13 protein-coding genes are annotated in these 16,473 nt (G+C 43.3%); 8 read left to right on the top strand and 5 right to left on the bottom strand.

What is annotated here, in order from left to right; all coding sequences use genetic code 11:
* The coding region (locus QA601_07765; GenBank protein ID MDG5814968.1) for a reverse transcriptase domain-containing protein at nucleotides 1-841 on the top strand (841 nt) is incomplete at its 5' end.
* A gap of 265 nt (nucleotides 842-1,106) precedes the next feature.
* Here the strand turns inward: QA601_07765 and QA601_07770 are convergent.
* Nucleotides 1,107-4,088: a right-handed parallel beta-helix repeat-containing protein gene (locus QA601_07770; protein ID MDG5814969.1), complete on the bottom strand. Its 2,982-nt coding sequence runs from the start codon at nucleotides 4,086-4,088 to the stop codon at nucleotides 1,107-1,109.
* Between the two features lie 57 nt (nucleotides 4,089-4,145).
* Complete coding sequence (locus tag QA601_07775) at nucleotides 4,146-7,121, bottom strand: hypothetical protein (protein ID MDG5814970.1); 2,976 nt, start codon at nucleotides 7,119-7,121, stop codon at nucleotides 4,146-4,148.
* Between the two features lie 257 nt (nucleotides 7,122-7,378).
* On the opposite strand from QA601_07775, the gene QA601_07780 reads away from it, so the two are divergent.
* Nucleotides 7,379-8,614 carry a hypothetical protein gene (locus QA601_07780; GenBank protein MDG5814971.1) on the top strand — a complete coding sequence of 412 codons (1,236 nt, stop codon included), beginning with the start codon at nucleotides 7,379-7,381 and terminating at the stop codon, nucleotides 8,612-8,614.
* A gap of 154 nt (nucleotides 8,615-8,768) precedes the next feature.
* Here QA601_07780 and QA601_07785 read toward each other — a convergent pair whose 3' ends face one another.
* Nucleotides 8,769-9,344 (bottom strand): hypothetical protein, encoded by a 576-nt coding sequence (locus tag QA601_07785; protein ID MDG5814972.1) that lies wholly within the window; start codon nucleotides 9,342-9,344, stop codon nucleotides 8,769-8,771.
* 118 nt (nucleotides 9,345-9,462) lie between these two features.
* On the opposite strand from QA601_07785, the gene QA601_07790 reads away from it, so the two are divergent.
* The 6 genes from QA601_07790 to QA601_07815 all read left to right on the top strand — a co-directional run bounded on the left by QA601_07790 (nucleotide 9,463) and on the right by QA601_07815 (nucleotide 14,520).
* Nucleotides 9,463-10,011 carry a sigma-70 family RNA polymerase sigma factor gene (locus QA601_07790; protein MDG5814973.1) on the top strand — a complete coding sequence of 183 codons (549 nt, stop codon included), beginning with the start codon at nucleotides 9,463-9,465 and terminating at the stop codon, nucleotides 10,009-10,011.
* Complete coding sequence (locus tag QA601_07795; protein MDG5814974.1) at nucleotides 10,005-11,447, top strand: FecR family protein; 1,443 nt, start codon at nucleotides 10,005-10,007, stop codon at nucleotides 11,445-11,447. Before QA601_07790 ends, QA601_07795 begins: the two co-directional genes overlap by 7 nt.
* A gap of 38 nt (nucleotides 11,448-11,485) precedes the next feature.
* On the top strand, nucleotides 11,486-11,776 hold the full coding sequence (locus QA601_07800) for a hypothetical protein (protein MDG5814975.1): 291 nt from the start codon (nucleotides 11,486-11,488) through the stop codon (nucleotides 11,774-11,776).
* 149 nt (nucleotides 11,777-11,925) lie between these two features.
* Entirely contained in the window at nucleotides 11,926-12,138 is a 213-nt protein-coding gene (locus QA601_07805) for a hypothetical protein (GenBank protein MDG5814976.1), read from the top strand.
* Between the two features lie 174 nt (nucleotides 12,139-12,312).
* Complete coding sequence (locus QA601_07810) at nucleotides 12,313-14,130, top strand: right-handed parallel beta-helix repeat-containing protein (protein MDG5814977.1); 1,818 nt, start codon at nucleotides 12,313-12,315, stop codon at nucleotides 14,128-14,130.
* 165 nt (nucleotides 14,131-14,295) lie between these two features.
* Entirely contained in the window at nucleotides 14,296-14,520 is a 225-nt protein-coding gene (locus QA601_07815) for an SHOCT domain-containing protein (GenBank protein MDG5814978.1), read from the top strand.
* 156 nt (nucleotides 14,521-14,676) lie between these two features.
* Here the strand turns inward: QA601_07815 and QA601_07820 are convergent, their stop codons facing one another.
* Complete coding sequence (locus QA601_07820) at nucleotides 14,677-15,147, bottom strand: hypothetical protein (protein MDG5814979.1); 471 nt, start codon at nucleotides 15,145-15,147, stop codon at nucleotides 14,677-14,679.
* 195 nt (nucleotides 15,148-15,342) lie between these two features.
* Entirely contained in the window at nucleotides 15,343-15,750 is a 408-nt protein-coding gene (locus QA601_07825; protein MDG5814980.1) for a hypothetical protein, read from the bottom strand.
* Between the last annotated feature and the right edge of the window lie 723 nt (nucleotides 15,751-16,473).

Here is a 16,473-nt window from a genome sequence, read left to right on the forward strand (position 1 = left end):
TTTTGATAAGGTAAACCACGACTGGCTGATTACATTTATGCGACAGCGGGTAGGCGATATGCGAATATTGCGTATGGTCCAACGGATGTTAAAGTCCGGTATCATGGAAGAGGGGCTGACTAAAGTTACTAAAGAAGGTACACCGCAGGGTTCGATTCTTTCTCCGCTGTTGAGTAATATATACCTGCATTATGTTCTGGATCTGTGGTTCAGACTTCAAGTACGGAAAACATGCAGAGGTGAAGCATACTACTTTAGGTTTGCGGATGACTTTATTGCATGTTTCCAATACAAAAGCGATGCGGAAAAGTTTCGTCAGGAACTGGAAAGAAGACTGGAGAAATTCGGTCTTCAAATAGCCGAAGACAAAACACGATGTATCGAATTTGGCAGGTTTGCACGAGACAATGCTAACGGGAAAGGAAAGAAACCCGAAGAGTTTACTTTTCTTGGGTTTACCTTTTACTGCGGAAAAACCAGACATGGCAAATTCAAAGTAAAACGGAAAACCGCACGAAAGAAACTTATACTCTCATTGAAAAAGTTCACTGAATGGGTTGAGGACGAATACTGGCGCAAGCCTAAGATAAAACTTATCAAAGAGGCAAAACGCATAGTACAGGGGCATATAAACTATTATGGTATAACAGACAATTCACATAGTTGCAGTGTATATGTATCCCAAGTTGAACGCAAACTGCTGAAATGGCTTAACCGCAAGAGCCAAAGAAAAGCATATGTGTGGCAAGGGTATAAAGATGTATTGAAACATGTTCGCTGGCCGAAAGTGAAAATCCGAGTTAATTTAGATCCGTTTGGTACAATAGCGGCGACTTTTTGAATGACGATACGAGGAGCCGTGTGTGGGAAATCCGCTTGTACGGTTCTGAGAGGGGTTAGGCAGGTAACTGCCTTTCCTACTCGACCAAAGGGCGCAGAGGTAAACGCTTCGCGTTTAGAAATTCCGCAATTCATTCAGTTGTGATCAAGACATTATCCAGGGTAATTGCGGAGCGATTACCCTTAACCCTAGTTCATTTTATCCTATTTTGGATAAGAGTGATTAAATGTTTTTGTAAAAGTGCACTTTCATAGTAAACTTATTTTTACCGTACCACTCCAAACCTCTCTCTGAACCGCACGCTTTCTCCCTGTTGGGTAGTGAAAACGGCTATTACCATGTATGATCCGGGGGCTAATGGCTTTCCGTTTCTGCCCACAAGGTTGTAGGTAAGTGAGCTTGTCCACTCCGCAAGGGGTAGTTCGCTGTTGTAGCGCCGGGCTTTGGTCTCTTTAACCAGATTACCGGATGCATCGTAGATAGAAAACGCGGCGCTTGTGTAGTTAAGTCTGCGGGTGTAAAAAGAGATGCTTTCGCTACGGTTTACGGGGTTGGGAGCAACCGCAAACTCTGGTTTGGTAACAGCTGGCGTTTGGGGATTAAGTGTTGATGCGATGAAATTTTCATTGGCAGGAAACGATCCTGGTTTTCTGGTGACACTGGTGTATCTGGCAATTCTTAGCCTTGCTCCATCGGTGGCTCCGGTGGTCTCCAATGTTGCTCTGAGGGTGAGGAATTCATTTATAGTACCATTGGTAACTTCAGCAGTGAAGTGTGCCGCTCCGGTGTGATCAGTAACAGTATTCGCAGGGCCGCTTATATCACCGATTTCGGGATTAAGGCTCTCGATTGTAACCGGTGCTTCAACGTTAACAGGGTTTGAAAATTTATCAAATACTCTGAGACGTAGCTCATAGGGGTAAACAGCGCAGATTAATGTAGTATCATCGGAAACGCTGGTTGATGGTGGATTTTCAAACACCACATTATCGGGATCTCCGGGTTCTACCACCACCTTGTTAGTACCGAAAATGGGTATCAGTCTGTACTCGTCCATCCAGGCGGCTGTAGCCGAAATATATTCTGAACCACCAGGTGGGACTGTGGTAAACACCACCTCTTGTTGAGTCTCAATTTCAATGTCTGAAATTATAAGCATATCCTTTGGTTCTTCCCCATCATCAGGCCATCGGTAAAGGTTATGGCCGGAATTAAGAGAGACAGCAATATCGGTAAGAGTTTTTGAAAATTCTATCCCACCTGGTCCTATTGGCGCAAGCTTCAACACATACCGCTCACCAGCAAAGGCTGTATCTACTGCATCACCATCAAAATCATTTAATATTTGAACATCAAAACTATACACTTCTCTATAGGGAAATGTTGTTACATCAGTGGTCACAATCTGACCATCAGGACCTTCACCCTCGATAATCATTTCTAAGAAAGTATATGCACCTTCACTCTGTACAGGGATAGTTAAAACAGGGAATGTTAGGGAATTAATACCACTTTCTAGCGGTGTTGAAGGAGGGTTTATATCTATAATATCTGCTGTCTCTATTACCGGTGCATTACTTCCAAATGAATCTTCATCAAGATTCACATCTTTTAACAATCTAAGATGTCTGATTCTGGGGTTACTAAATTCAGGTGGAATATTAAGGTCAAATTGAAGTGTTGCCATACTGTTGTGATCTATTCCAACAGAAGACAAAGGAGTGATTTTTCCGAAAACAGTGTGTAAAGGCCCCGATTGTACTGCTCCTATATCAACGATACTTCCATTATCATTAACAATCCCGGCTTCCGGCCACCCACCTTCTTTAATGATTGAGTCTACCACAGGATGTTCCCAGTCCGGTACGAGAAAATCAGGGTGAGTGGGATCATCGGTATTAAGAAAGTAGTTTTGGATTTCAAGCCAACGGATGTTTGCTGATGCAGGGAAAGCTTGCCCTTCAGGTGCATCAATTAAAGCTCCCGGTGAGATAAATTGGTCTGTGTCTACCGTGACTTTAGAGCTGTCATCACATTGAAATATAAACTGAGCTCCTCTTTGTGGAGTATCCATTCCAGATAGTACATTCACGGAAGTATATACCTCTACATTCTTCCCGGTTGTAACGCAACCAGATGGAGGATCGATAAAACGCTGATCCCTGTCTGGTTCCTGCCACTGTGAGGCATAGATGCTGTGTTTCATTCGGCTTGGAAAGAGAGGGTTCATGATTACCTGAGGGTTTCTAAAGGCTCCGTTATATCCCTGGTCCCACAGGTGCTTGGGTCTGCTGTATATATTGTTAAAGATCAGATGCTGTGTGCCTGAGCGCCGCAGTCCTGCAAAAATCGTATAGTTATTATGAAAAGTATTGTTGTAAACTGCAAGAGGAGAACGGTTGTGATCTCTGGTTACAATAGCCCCTCCGGTTTGGTTTTCGCCACCGGGAAGTGTTACCACGTGAGTGGCAAAATCTATACTTTGATGATAGTTGTTATAAATGAGATTAAACCGTATCGTTGATCCAAAATCCCACATCGATTCGGTAAATATACCCCAGGAATTACCATGTATGCGGTTTTGTTCAATCAGATGATTTCCGCATATTCCAAAAGTCTGTCTTGGTATAATTGTTTCTGGTTCGACTGGAGGTATTCTGGGATAATATTTTACAAATGCTCCATACTTGTTACCATCATTTATGTAAATTCCAAAGTAGGCGTTTTTGAATTCTGAATTACGAACCACCGTGTTACCTGACTTCCAAAGGCAAAGCGCTGCATTCCCATGAAACAGGGGTGTATCTGATTCCCAGACATCTGAGTATGCAAAAGGCATAGCACCGCCACCGTCCACAATTATTCCATCAATGGTGACATTTCTGGCCCTGAGCACACGAAGAGCCCCGTTTCGATCATAGTTTATCATAGCGGTATCCTGTGCTTCTGTGCTGTTCATTGGATGAACGTTTTCGGTATCCTGCCACAGTATAACCGGTCTGTTTGAGGAGGTGGGGTTGGAAGAGGTAAGGGTCAGCCCGTGATGGGTACTGTCTATTGTTACCTGTTCTTCATATACCTCATTATCTAAGATTTCTATAACGTGGCCTGGTCCTGCAGCCTCTAAGGCAGCAGAGATAGTAGTAAACATTCCCTCGCCACCCTGAGCCACAGTTAACCTTGTTTGAGCATAGGCGAAGCACACTGTTAGTAGTAGCATCAGGATAAAAGCCTTTATGAGTGTCATTTAACCTGCTCCTTTATATGATGGGGTAAAAGTGCACTTTTATATTTTCAACTTATTTTACCGTACCACTCCAAACGTCTCTCTGAACCGCACGCTTTCTCCCTGTTCGGTAGTGAAAACGGCTATTACCATGTATGATCCGGGGGCTAATGGTCTTCCGTTTCTGCCCACAAGATCGTAGGTAAGTGAGCTTGTCCACTCCGCAAGGGGAAGTTCGTTGTTGTAGCGCCGGGCTTTGGTCTCTTTAACCAGATTACCGGATGCATCGTAGATAGAAAACGCGGCGCTTGTGTAGTTAAGCCTGCGGGTGTAAAAAGAGATGCTTTCGTTGCGGTTAACGGGGTTTGGGGCAACCGCAAACTCTGGTTTGGTAACAGCTGGCGTTTGGGGATTAAGAGGTGATGCGATGAAATTTTCGGCTGGGGGAAACGATCCGGGTTTTCTGGTGACACTGGTGTATCTGCCAATTCTTAATCGTCCTTCATCGGTGGCTCCGTTAGCTTCCAATGTTGCCCTCAGTGTGAAAATATCATTCATAGTGCCATTGGTAACTTCAGCGTTGAAAAATGCCGCACCGGTGGGGTCAGTAGTAGTCGTTACAGGGCCACTTATATCCCCGATTTCGGGGTCAAGGCTCTCGATTGTAACCGGTACTTCGACATTCACTGCATTCCCGAATCTATCAAAGACTCTGAGTTGTACCTGCCGTGCAGACCCGGGGTCGATAATTGGTGCCTCATCAGAGATGTTGGTTGATGGTGGGTCTTCAAACACCACATTTTCAGCAGCTCCCGGTACAACCACCACATTGGTAGAGCCGAAAAAAGGTATTAACCTGCCCTCATCCATCCAGACGGCCATTGCCGAGATGTATTCTGAACCACCACGCGGAACTCTGGTAAACACCACCTCTGTTTGAATACTGTCAGTAATTTGTGTGATTTCAAGTGGATCAGTTGGTTCTTCTCCTTCATCAGGCCAACTGTAAAGGGTATTGCCGGAATTAAGCTGGACATTGACATCAGTAAGAGTTTCGGTAAATCCTACCTCACCTGGTCTCATGGGCGCAAGCCTTAAGCCGACCCGCTCACCTGCTATGACTGTATCCAGTACATCTCCATCCATATCAACTATTTTGACATTAAACAGATAATCATTTTGTATGTAGGGCAGAAATCCTACATCAGTGGTCACGGTCTGACCATCAGGACCTTCACCCTCGATAACCATTTCAAAAAAACCGTAAAAACCCATAAAACCCTCTACAGAAACATCTATTGAATTCGCGCCGTTTCTTAATGTTGTCGAAGGCGGGGTTATATCTTCAATGCTTGTAGCTGCTATTACCGGTGCACTATTTCCGAAGGAGTCCACACCGTACTCAACATCCCTGAGAAATCTGAGATATCTTATTCTCGGGTTAGAAAAGTCAGGCGGAATAGCAAGATCAAAAACAAGATTTGCAATATTGTTGTTATTAATAAATACTGAACTTACAGGAGTGATTCTTCCGAAAACAGTGGGTACAGGCGCTGATTGTGCTGCTCCGATATCAACAATACTTCCATTCCCTTTAACCATTCCAGCTTCCGACCATCCTGCATTTTTAACAATTGAGTCTACCAACGGGTGATCCCAGTCAGGCATGAGAAAATTCGGGTGAGTGGGATCATCGGTATTGAGAAATTGGTTCTGAATTTCAAACCAACGGATAGTAGCTGATGCAGGGAACGCTTCCCCTTCCGGGGCATCAATTAAGGCTCCTGGTGCTATGAAATCGTTGGTAACAACTTCGACTTCGGATCCATCATCGCACTCTATCGTAACAACGGCACCTCTTTGAACAGCTCCGCTATCTATTCCTGCCATCAAATGAACCTGGGTATATCCTTCTATTTGTTGCTCACCAGACATACGGCATACTGAGGGGACACTGATAGAGCGTTCATCGAGCACAGGATCACTGGCCTGAGCGGCATAAATACTATGTTTCATCCTGTGGGGATAAAGTGGGTCCATTGTATGCCAGGGGTTAGTGAATTCTCCATTATACCCATCAGCCCACAGGTATTTGGGGCTGCTGTAGATATTATTGAAGACCAGATGCTGTGCACCTGCTCGCCAATGCCCCCCAAAGGTAAGATAGTTGTTATGGAATGTGTTATTGTATATCGCAAGTGGTGAGATGTTATGGTCTTTTGTATTTATGGCACCACCCGGGTTATGTTCACCATCATCGAGACTAAGAACTTCTGAAACAATGTCTGGCGACTGATGATAATTGTCGTATATAAAATTAAACCTTATGGTGGAGCCCAAATCCCATACCGATTCCATATATATACCCCAGGAGTTGCCATGGATGTGGTTGTGCTCAATGAGGTGGTTACCGGTTTGACCAAAATTTTGTCCTGGTATAATGAGGGGAGGTGAGGATGGATTTGGATTGCCAAAGATCCCACCTGCATTTCTGTCATTAACGGCAATGCCATAGAAAGCGTTTCTGACATCAGAATTTCTTATTACCACATTTCCTGATCTCCAAAGACAAATAGCTGCATTTCCGTGAAACAGTGGATGAGTGCTTTCGATATCCTGCCAAACATTATCGTAGCCAAAGGGCATAGCACCACCACCATCCACAATTATTCCGTCTATGGTTACATTTCTGGCCCTGAGCACACGAAGCGCACCGTTTCGATCATAGTTTATTATAGCGGTATCCTGTGCTTCTGTTGCATTTTTGGGATGAACGTTTTCGGTATCCTGCCACATAATTACCGGCCTGCTTGAGGATGTGGGGTTGGAAGAGGTAAGGGTCAGTCCGTTAAGGGTACTATCTATCGTTACCTGTTCTTCGTAGACTGCATTGTCTAAGATTTCTATAACGTAGCCTGGTCCGGCAGCTTCCAAAGCAGAAGAGATAGTAGTAAACATTCCTTCGCCACCCTGAGCTACCGTTAATCTTGTTTGAGCGTACGCGCAGTAACCTGTTAGTAGTATAGTAAGGATAAAAGCTTTTATGAGTGTCATTTAACCTGCTCCTTTCATCTATTAGAGAAGGATAGAACTGTAGAAGAAATGGCTGTAAGCTACTATTTAATATAAAAGTTTTTTCTTCAAAGGGAACTGTTTTGAGTACAAAACTGTCCTCTTTATGAGTACAGTTTGGGGTGGGGTAGTGAGGGGATTCAACACTTTTTCACACTGCAATTGTCACTGTTTTGATTCTTTATATAATTTATGAAAACCAATTTAACCCTAAACCGATTATGAAATTGGATTCAAAAATGAAAGATTATACTACTTACCTTTTGTTCTTTGCTTTGGTGTTAGCAGTACAGATCAGCTATTCACAGGGCTTTAACAGTGGCGCGGCTATCACCTATACGCTCCATAGGGAACAAAACCCTACTGAAGATCAGCTTGATGCTTACGAAAGGATCCAGGAAGCAATGGATTCTGCATTACACTTTTACAATACTTACACCACAATCACTAAAACCCTCACTGTTTACTATAATCCGGATGTAGCCACAGCCGACGCAAACTTCAATAGTACAATCCGTTTTGGAGCAAACAGATCGTATATGGTAGTTGCGACTGCCATGCATGAAATTGCCCATACTGTAGGTGTTGGAACAACAAGGGAGTATCGTGAACTGGTGAGGGATGGTGTTTTCACCGGAAGTTATGCAACTGCTGAGCTTAGGGATATTACAGGAGATCCGGACGCTGTGCTGAATGCAGACAATCAACACTTCTGGCCATATGGATTAAACTACGCCCATGAGGCTCAAACTGAACAGGATCTGATAAACCACTGCAGAATTGTTAATGCGCTATATAAAGACCTCTTCAATGAGGAGTTTCGTGGGAATTACCGGCTCTATTCTACTGTTGCTATGGGGTGTATGGTTCCATCAGAGAGCAGAATCGTAATCGGGAGCTGCAGCGATAGTGCCTCTCTCTTCAGGCTGGTTTCACTGGGGGATTCTGTATATAGAATCGAATTTGGCTCAGGGGTTCTTGACATACCCGGCGAGTCGGCAGAGGCTGGTTTGGGGGTAGGGGTGTGGAGCTGGAATGGCGGAGATCATCAAAGAGTAGTGTTTGAGCACCAGGAGTCGGAAGGCGATCTGTTTCGCCTCCGGATGCTTCACAGCGGACACTACCTGCGCGCCAATGATGATAGTGTAATTCAGGACAGGGCACACATCGAGGCTGAAACTCAGTACTGGATACTAAGCGGTGAAGATTCCCTGCCTTCAACTGCTCTTGGGCGAACTGTGAAGTCTAAAGAAACCGTTGAAATGCGGGGTAATACGCTTTTACTTAACGATGTGTGGAAACTTAATGATCGCCGGGCCGATTTGGTGGTAACTGATTCAAGGGGACGAAGTGTAGTAAACAGGATGGTAAAAAGGGGCTCAGGGATTCACGTAGGCAACTTATCGAACGGTGTGTACATAATTGGGCTAACAGGAGAACGGAAGCAGGTAATCAGGCTTTTGCTGCTGCGATGAAGATGTGATAGCTTGGACGTTGTGTTTTGAGCTATGAGCAGGATGGTCCTTTCGTGTCCTCTGTTAGGAGCTACAGAGGGGACGCTCTATGTACCGGGGAGCGCTTATTATTTCAAACAGCTGGCGGAAGTAGACTTGAGAACCTTTCAATCTATTAAAGGTTTATTTGAAACCCATATTGCAGGGTATGAACTGCCTTAGTTCCCAAATAAACTGAATAGGTAAATGTTCCGAACATTCTATCATAGCCTAATTTGGCTTTTACGGAAAGCCCCGCGAATAGAAATTCGTCATAAGTACTGTAATACCCGGTGCTACTATAATAATCATATCGTTCATGAGGGTTTTCTTTATGATGCTTTTCACCCCAGGCATTCCAGAAACCGATGCTTAATCCTGGGCTTACGCTTATTATGACAGATGAATAATCGAATACAAAACCACGATAATACTGAAAAGCGGCACCACCCAAAAACTCGGAATACTCATCATCTGAAAGAAGGCTCCAATTGAAATTAACGCCATAATAATGATATTTATGACTGAAACCCAAATCCAGTGCCGGTCCATAACTTCTGTTTCCTCTAATCCATGCAGTAGAAAATGATGGCTTTAGGACAAAATATAATGTTCTTGCCGCATTGTAATTTTTACTGACCACCTCGTCCGGACGGACCAGAAACAAATCAGTTGTTGATCTGCCTCTGTACTCTAAATGTATTCTGTACAAACCACTTTGAACAGGTTGTATAAGCTGATCGCCAGTGCTTGCATCGCGATATTTTAATTCAAAAAAAAAATAAAAAAAACATTTATATATCCTCTCCCTTAAACGTCTAATTTAGTGTATGGAAAACGTAAAACTTATAAACGATGCCTGCAGAGGAGACAGATTCGCGCTCTCTTCACTGCTCTATGAGTACCGGGGGTATATTGCAGCACTGGTCTCAAGGTTTGTTGAAGACACCGAGCAGAGAAAAGATATCATCCAGAATGTGTTTCTGAAGGTTGTTAACAGTATTGGCAAATTTAACGGAAACTCTAGGTTCACTACCTGGCTTTTTAAAATAGTTATTAATGAAGTCACTGATTTCAGGCGTAAAAATGCGGTTTCCGGTAGATACCTTGTCTCTCTGCTTGATGAAAACATTGAAAGCTGTTCCACTGATGCACTCGAAAAGATGAGCTGCAAAGAAACACGTGAAAAACTAAACGAGTTGATTCAGGAACTGCCGGTCGATCAGAAAACAGCATTCATTCTCTTCTATTATGAATACTACAAGGGCAAAGATGCTGCTCTGGCAATGAATATCACTGAACAAAACTTTTTTATGAAACTTAAGGCTGCTCGTGACTTTATCCGCAAAAAACTCAAACAGGGAGCTGTCGTATGTTAGAATACGATAAACTGATAGAGAGATTCCTGCGGGCTGAACTAGATGATGTTCAGGTTGAGCAGTTCTATGAGCTGGTCGAAAAAGACCCTCTGTTCAGAACCGAAGTGCAACGGCAGATATCCTTTGAAGCCAACGTTTTGGCTGCAGGCAATTTAGAACAGTTTGAGGGGGACAAAATCGTTGAATTTGAGCTTGGAGAAATCCTCTCACACCTGCAGCAGAGAGATCAAGAGGAGGATGGAAAAGAACTTTTCAATGACCAGGAATGGCAAGAGCTTATAATTAAAGCTGTAGAGCAACAGAAAAAAACGGTTCCGTTTTACAGAAAAAATAGATTTCTGATGGCTGCCTGTCTCACAGCGGCATTTTTATCAGCTTTGACTCTCAGCCGGTATTTCAAGCATGATCAACCAACTTTTGCAGAGGCTCAAAAGAAGAGCCGAACACCCTCCTACAGTGACAATCAACCTGCTGCAAGTAGATCAGATACGACGATTTCAGAGGATACGGTGGTCACATTGGGGAGCTCATCGGTTGCTCTGGTGAATAAAAAAGTGAAAGTGGAAGCTACTAAAGTGACTCCTGAAATAGAGGAGGTAGTGCTAACAGAGGGAAGCGTACTTTTTAATGTAGATAGAAACGACAGCACACAATTTAGGGTAGTTACCCCGCTGGTTACTGTCAATGTTACAGGAACCGTTTTCAGAGTCTCAATCGATGAGTTTGGGACACGGGTAAAAGTACTATCCGGCTCAGTTGAGGTGATACATTCAGATGTTGGAAAACAGCTTGTACTTAAAGCAAATGAAGCAATACTCGCCACGGAAGAATCTATTGATCTGGAGAGCGTGAATCTCTCTTATAGCGAAATTTCGGCAAGAAAACTACTGCAAGATTTCCTTAGCAGATCGGTTCTGGATTTGAATGCAAAAACGGGCCTTGTTCAAAACTATGGTAAGCATGAACAAAACATCGCCAGTGAAGAATCAAAGTTACTTCAAAATGGAATATATCTGCTTGAAAACAATGGAGATACAACACTGGCACTGAAGCGTCTTCTTAATGTCGTAAGTTCAGAAACCGACAACAAGAAACGGGAGCAGGCACTGTTTAGAATCCTAATGCTCAAAAATCCATACAGTTACAGTATCGATGCAGATTCACTGCTTAAAACCTATTTATCTATGTTCGCAGAATCTTCCCGCGCTGATCAGGTTATTTTAAGTCACGCAGATCGTCTTAGGAAGATAAAAAAGGATTATAAAAAGGCGATCGGGTGGTATGAATACATGGCGGCAAATTATTCGCAGAGCAACTTGATTGATGAGGCGATCTACTGGGCTGGGTGGTGCCTTGTGCAGATCAGAATAGACAAAAGTGCCAAAAGTGTTGGAAAAAGAAAGCCGCTCAGTCCGGACGGGCGTTTTAATTGGTAATATAATAACACCTTACACTTTTAATCTGGAGGCAGATTATGAAAAAGGTAATCGCAACAGCTGCAGTTCTTGGCCTCTCTTTGGTCGCTTTTTCAGGAGAGGGTTATAAGTCCGGTGCAATGAGCAGTAAATCAGATTGTATCGTTTTGCCCAGCCGTACCATGACCTTTGGTGATGCAGAGGTTAGCGGGTATGGTAATGATCTATCACCCATTCATATCTCCGGTATGGCAGATCTTGAGAATGGTGAGATTTCACTTAACCGTTCTTTTAAAGATGCACTGAAAACCAATGTGGATCGTGAAATGCTGGAGCGCGCAGTTTATTAATATGGCAGTGGGGGGAGGCAAGAAAAAGGGCTACTGTTTCTCGCCTCCCAGTTATAACGTTTCCAGGAGGGAGGATAAACAACGTACACTCCTTGCGTCCCTGTTAAGGTACTAAATTATTCAACTATAAAACAAACAGGGGCATAAATGTGGCACGACCATATGTGGTGGGGATGGGGAGGTGGTGTCATGATGATTCTTTGGATTGTGTTGCTTGCAGCAATAATCTACTGGATCATAAGAGCTGTTCAAAGAAATATACCCCCTATGGCTTTAAACGGCCCGCGGTAGTAGGCTTGAGAGCCTTTCAATCTACTAAAGGTTTAGTTGAAACCCATATTGCAGGGTATGAACTGCCTTAGATCCCAAACAAAGTGAATAGGTAAATGTTCCTAACATGTTATTATAGCGATGTTTGCTAACAGGCTATCCTAAGAGAAGGATAAACCTTAATCTTAAGGTTACCACTAATAGGGTGCATCGGGTAAGGATTGCAACGAACGGAGAAGATCGGACTTTTTTAGGAACTTATCACTATGGAAAAATCGACTATAATTACTGTTACACTCCTTGTTATCTTTTGGTTTACACATTCTCTTAATGCTGAGGTATACTATGTTGCTGCTTCAGGTGATGATCTGAATGCCGGCACCTCTCCATCAGAGCCCTGGCGTTACTGCCCAGGAATGCCTGAGTGGAGCGGTAGTGGGACTTTGCGGCCCGGGGACACAGTGTATTTTAATAGTGGCGATACCTGGGAGAGCGCACTGCAGCCGGCTGTTCTACAGGTGACCGGAGGTGTGTATTATAACGGTTCACACTGGGGAGACGGAGAACGTGCTACCTTCCGTGCAACAGCCGATCTAAACCGCTCTGTTATTGCTGTATTAAAAGATGATCCGGATATACCCACTACAATGAGTGGCTTTGATGTAGATGCCAATGAGACGGTAACCACTGGCATAGGAATCAATCATCCGCAGATGGAAAATCCTCTTACAGGAGCTGTAAAGAGAATTGAAAACTGCATTGTTCGCAATGTACTATCAAACGCTGCGCAGGGGACCTACAAATATGGCATCGTGGCCAGTAACTATGCTGCGCAGTATCATGTTAAAAATGTGGAGATTTTAGATTGCAAAGTTTACAATATCTCTCGTGGTGCAATTAACCTCTATCCGGGCAATGATGTTCCCCAAAACCGCTTGGAAAATGTCTTGGTAAGAGGGAATGAGGCATGGGCAACGGGTTTGGATGAAAACTACAGAGGTAGTGTGATTGGAGTCAAAAACCATGTGGTCAACGCGGTGGTTGAGTATAATTATATACACAATCCGGTACGGGGAATTGGTCTGGGGATAAGCAACCATCCCGAACCGGGATTTACAGGACCTCAGAATCTTATCGTGCGCCACAATATCATTGCACACAGCAAACATGCGGGTATCTATATTCAGGATGGCGGAGATAAGAGTATAAGCATTTACGGTAATATTGTTCATAATAATGCCTACCATGGATTGATTCTGGCTCAAAATCTGACTGGCGCTCTATCGGTAGAAATTTACAATAACACGTTTATCGATAACTACCCTCAGCAGCAGTGGGGCGAACAGGTACGATTTCTCTGCAGGGAAGCGACTATTTCCAAACTCGAATTCTCAAACAATATCGTGTTCTCTTCATCGATTACCCGTGCTCTTCTGGATGAGCACAACCTCCTTACCTCCCACTCCAACAATCTCTACTACAAAGTACCGGAGGGGACTCTTGTTATGGCAGGAGGGGTAAACTATACCGCTTCAGACATTCGTGAGTGGGAGGCTTCTGCTGTAACCGCAGACCCACAGTTTAAAGATCTTTCAGATCCTCCTCAGGGATTTACAGGAGAATACCAAGCAGATCTGCGACCAAAGGGAGAGGGATTTAATATTACCTACCAATCACCTGCAAGAGACAATGGGGTCGCACTGGAGAGAACATATAGCAGTAGTATAAATTCTGCGGAACGGCCATTTGGCGAGGGCTGGGACATAGGGGCTTTTGAGTACGCTAAACCAGTCTCAGTCATGCGAAGTCCACCTCAATTTCTACAGGAAGATAACGGAGGCAGGCTGCTGAAGAACCTCAATGAAATAAATGATTTTATTAACAGTTATTCAGGTGAAGTACTGGTAGTTGAAATTTATGATATAAGCGGTAGGCTTATTGTGCAGTTTAGCACTAAAAACAATGAGTTTTTTGATGGAATCTTATCCAGAAACAATTACAGTCAATCTCCCGGTAGATTGTATATTGCCAGAATCTACAACAGAAACACGCATATTATGGGGCAATTTATGTTTGCCCCTTAGGGGTGAATAAGAGTTAATTTTTTTTTAGACTAAAACACCTATTGTTGGTAAATCTGACAATAGCTGAGTTTTTGCCCTTAGGGACGCTTCACTTACAAACCACGGCACATTCTTTGCAGCCCTTTAAGCATTAACCAGTGATCTGTAAAACAAATGGAGGCATAAATGTGGCACGACCATATGTGGTGGGGATGGGGAGGTGTTGTTATGATGATTCTTTGGATTGTGTTGCTTGCAGCAATAATCTACTGGATCATAAGAGCTGTTCAAAGAAATAATACCCCCTACGCAGGGCAAGAATCAGCTATGGATATTTTAAAAAAACGCTACGCTCGTGGGGAGATATCAAAACAGGAGTTTGAGGAGCGAAAAAGAGACTTATCAGAGTGAAACTTATTTGATGTCCTGTCTCTATGCTAAGAATAGTACCTTTCGAAACTTACCTCCGGTATCACTGGTATAACCCGCTACACACAACAGCAGGTATAATGACCTGCTGTGTGCTAAGGGGTTTATGAAAGGGTTTTGCAACAGGGATTGCTCACCTTACTCTTTGGAAGCATCGTCAGATAGTACCATCGATAGGAACTTTTCTGGGTTAGCCTCTACCTTATCAATGCAACCCGGGCAACAGACATAAATTTTCTGTCCTTCGATTTCAGTGTACAACTCGGTATTTATTTCACCATTCATTACCGGGCAGTTTTTCTGTTCTACTTCTTTGCTCAGGTTATGCGGCCCCTGTCCCGACTCTTTGAGTTTAGCTGAGTGTTTATGAAAGTTTTCTTTCACTTCTTCTGAACACCCCTGACAGCATAAATAAATGCGTTTACCGTCCTGGTCGACATAAAGATCCTCATTTATTTCACCACCCATTACCGGACAGGTTTTCTGTTCACTGCTGTTGTTTTCGGTAGTCATATGGTGATGTCCACTGTGATCATCAGAATGATGGTTGGCTGAGATACTCAGAGCCAGAATCAATGTGCCAAGAATTGCAGATTTAATGAGTAACATAAGATTTTTCCTCTCTTTTATTTATTTTCACGTCCCCGTTTAGGCCGAATTTTTTTGTAAATAGTTGTTTGTCAGCTAAAACGATCGTGATTTCTAATAGTGTAATAGTAGTGCCTTATAGGTCAAAATAGCTCAAAAGAGCTTGCTTAGGGATTTACTTCCCTGCAAGGCTTTTTACAGCCAAAGAGAGGGTTATCAAAGTAAGAGGACCGGAGAAGATGGAGGAAGTTGAAACTTGGAAAAAAGATTCAGATCTAAATTTTTGTCATTCACTACAGAGATATCTATCCGTTCAAAAGGGAGCATAAAAGCCGTGGTAAGCGTGCCGATCTGTTCGATCATTCTGGTGGGCACTGAATTGTTTTCGGATATCTTCTGTTCCTGTTCACAAGCCAGGCAACTGCTGCAACTTTCACACTGCTCTGCAGTCTCATGGTATACGGTATTTTGAGATGATATACAGCAGGTATGGTGAGGAGTAACACTTTTGCTCACAGGTGCATCATCACAGAAAGAGGATGCAAGCGCATTCACTTGAAAAAGTAATGCAATGGTGCAGAGTAGCGAAAAGACTTTTACTGTATTCATTTTAAAGACAAACATTTAAGCTCTCTGTTAAGTGTACCTGCTTTGGTATTTTTTTTGTTCAGCTTTCATGTACTACGAGTATAGCTTATGGTATATTGAAAAAAAAGTGCATTTCACTTCTTTTTACTCAGAGAAGAAAATGAGGGGTGAATACGCAACCTGCGTCTCAATTCCTTTACTCGCACTTTCTTCCACTTTATGCTACTAACGATAGAATCCCGATACTCTACTCCTACCTGCCGAAAAACTTTTGCAGACCGTTTTTTGGGGTCGGACCAATCGAAATGCCTTTTGCAGGCTCCAATCGGCATTTTAGGTGTCATTTTACCTGTTTTTACCTCCTTAGAGCTCGATGAGTACCCTTTGTATCGCGCTCTAAGAATGAAAGTTTCGACAATTTCAGCTCACATCCGGAAGCATTTCTATTATTTTCTTCTTTTCCGCATACATTACAGGTTCAAGATTATTCGGGCACTCAAACCATCCCACCTCATGAGGAAAGCATCTGCTTATGCCAAGAGCAAATCGAACATATTTTCCCGGCTTAATTTGGCATATAACTCACCGTTGCCATGATCGGCGATATTTGTTGCAGCATACTCCCCAAAAACAGACATGGAAGAAATGGCTTATGGAGTCGAACCACAGGTATAAGTTGAAACGGTTTAACCGACAATCATATCCATCTGCTGGCGTATGATGGCGCAGAAAGAGTCTGTAATTGCTCCAAGCATGCAG

The organism is Chitinispirillales bacterium ANBcel5, assembly GCA_029688955.1.
In the GTDB taxonomy this organism is placed as follows: Bacteria; Fibrobacterota; Chitinivibrionia; order Chitinivibrionales; family Chitinispirillaceae; genus Cellulosispirillum; species Cellulosispirillum alkaliphilum.

Excerpts from the sequence above, each read along its gene's own strand:
- QA601_07795 (MDG5814974.1), top strand. The coding sequence starts at position 10,005 with ATGTTAGAATACGATAAACTGATAGAGAGATTCCTGCGGGCTGAACTA.
- QA601_07820 (MDG5814979.1), bottom strand. The coding sequence starts at position 15,147 with ATGTTACTCATTAAATCTGCAATTCTTGGCACATTGATTCTGGCTCTG.
- QA601_07825 (MDG5814980.1), bottom strand. The coding sequence starts at position 15,750 with ATGTTTGTCTTTAAAATGAATACAGTAAAAGTCTTTTCGCTACTCTGC.
- QA601_07800 (MDG5814975.1), top strand. The coding sequence starts at position 11,486 with ATGAAAAAGGTAATCGCAACAGCTGCAGTTCTTGGCCTCTCTTTGGTC.
- QA601_07790 (MDG5814973.1), top strand. The coding sequence starts at position 9,463 with ATGGAAAACGTAAAACTTATAAACGATGCCTGCAGAGGAGACAGATTC.
- QA601_07775 (MDG5814970.1), bottom strand. The coding sequence starts at position 7,121 with ATGACACTCATAAAAGCTTTTATCCTTACTATACTACTAACAGGTTAC.
- QA601_07780 (MDG5814971.1), top strand. The coding sequence starts at position 7,379 with ATGAAAGATTATACTACTTACCTTTTGTTCTTTGCTTTGGTGTTAGCA.
- QA601_07810 (MDG5814977.1), top strand. The coding sequence starts at position 12,313 with ATGGAAAAATCGACTATAATTACTGTTACACTCCTTGTTATCTTTTGG.
- QA601_07815 (MDG5814978.1), top strand. The coding sequence starts at position 14,296 with ATGTGGCACGACCATATGTGGTGGGGATGGGGAGGTGTTGTTATGATG.
- QA601_07770 (MDG5814969.1), bottom strand. The coding sequence starts at position 4,088 with ATGACACTCATAAAGGCTTTTATCCTGATGCTACTACTAACAGTGTGC.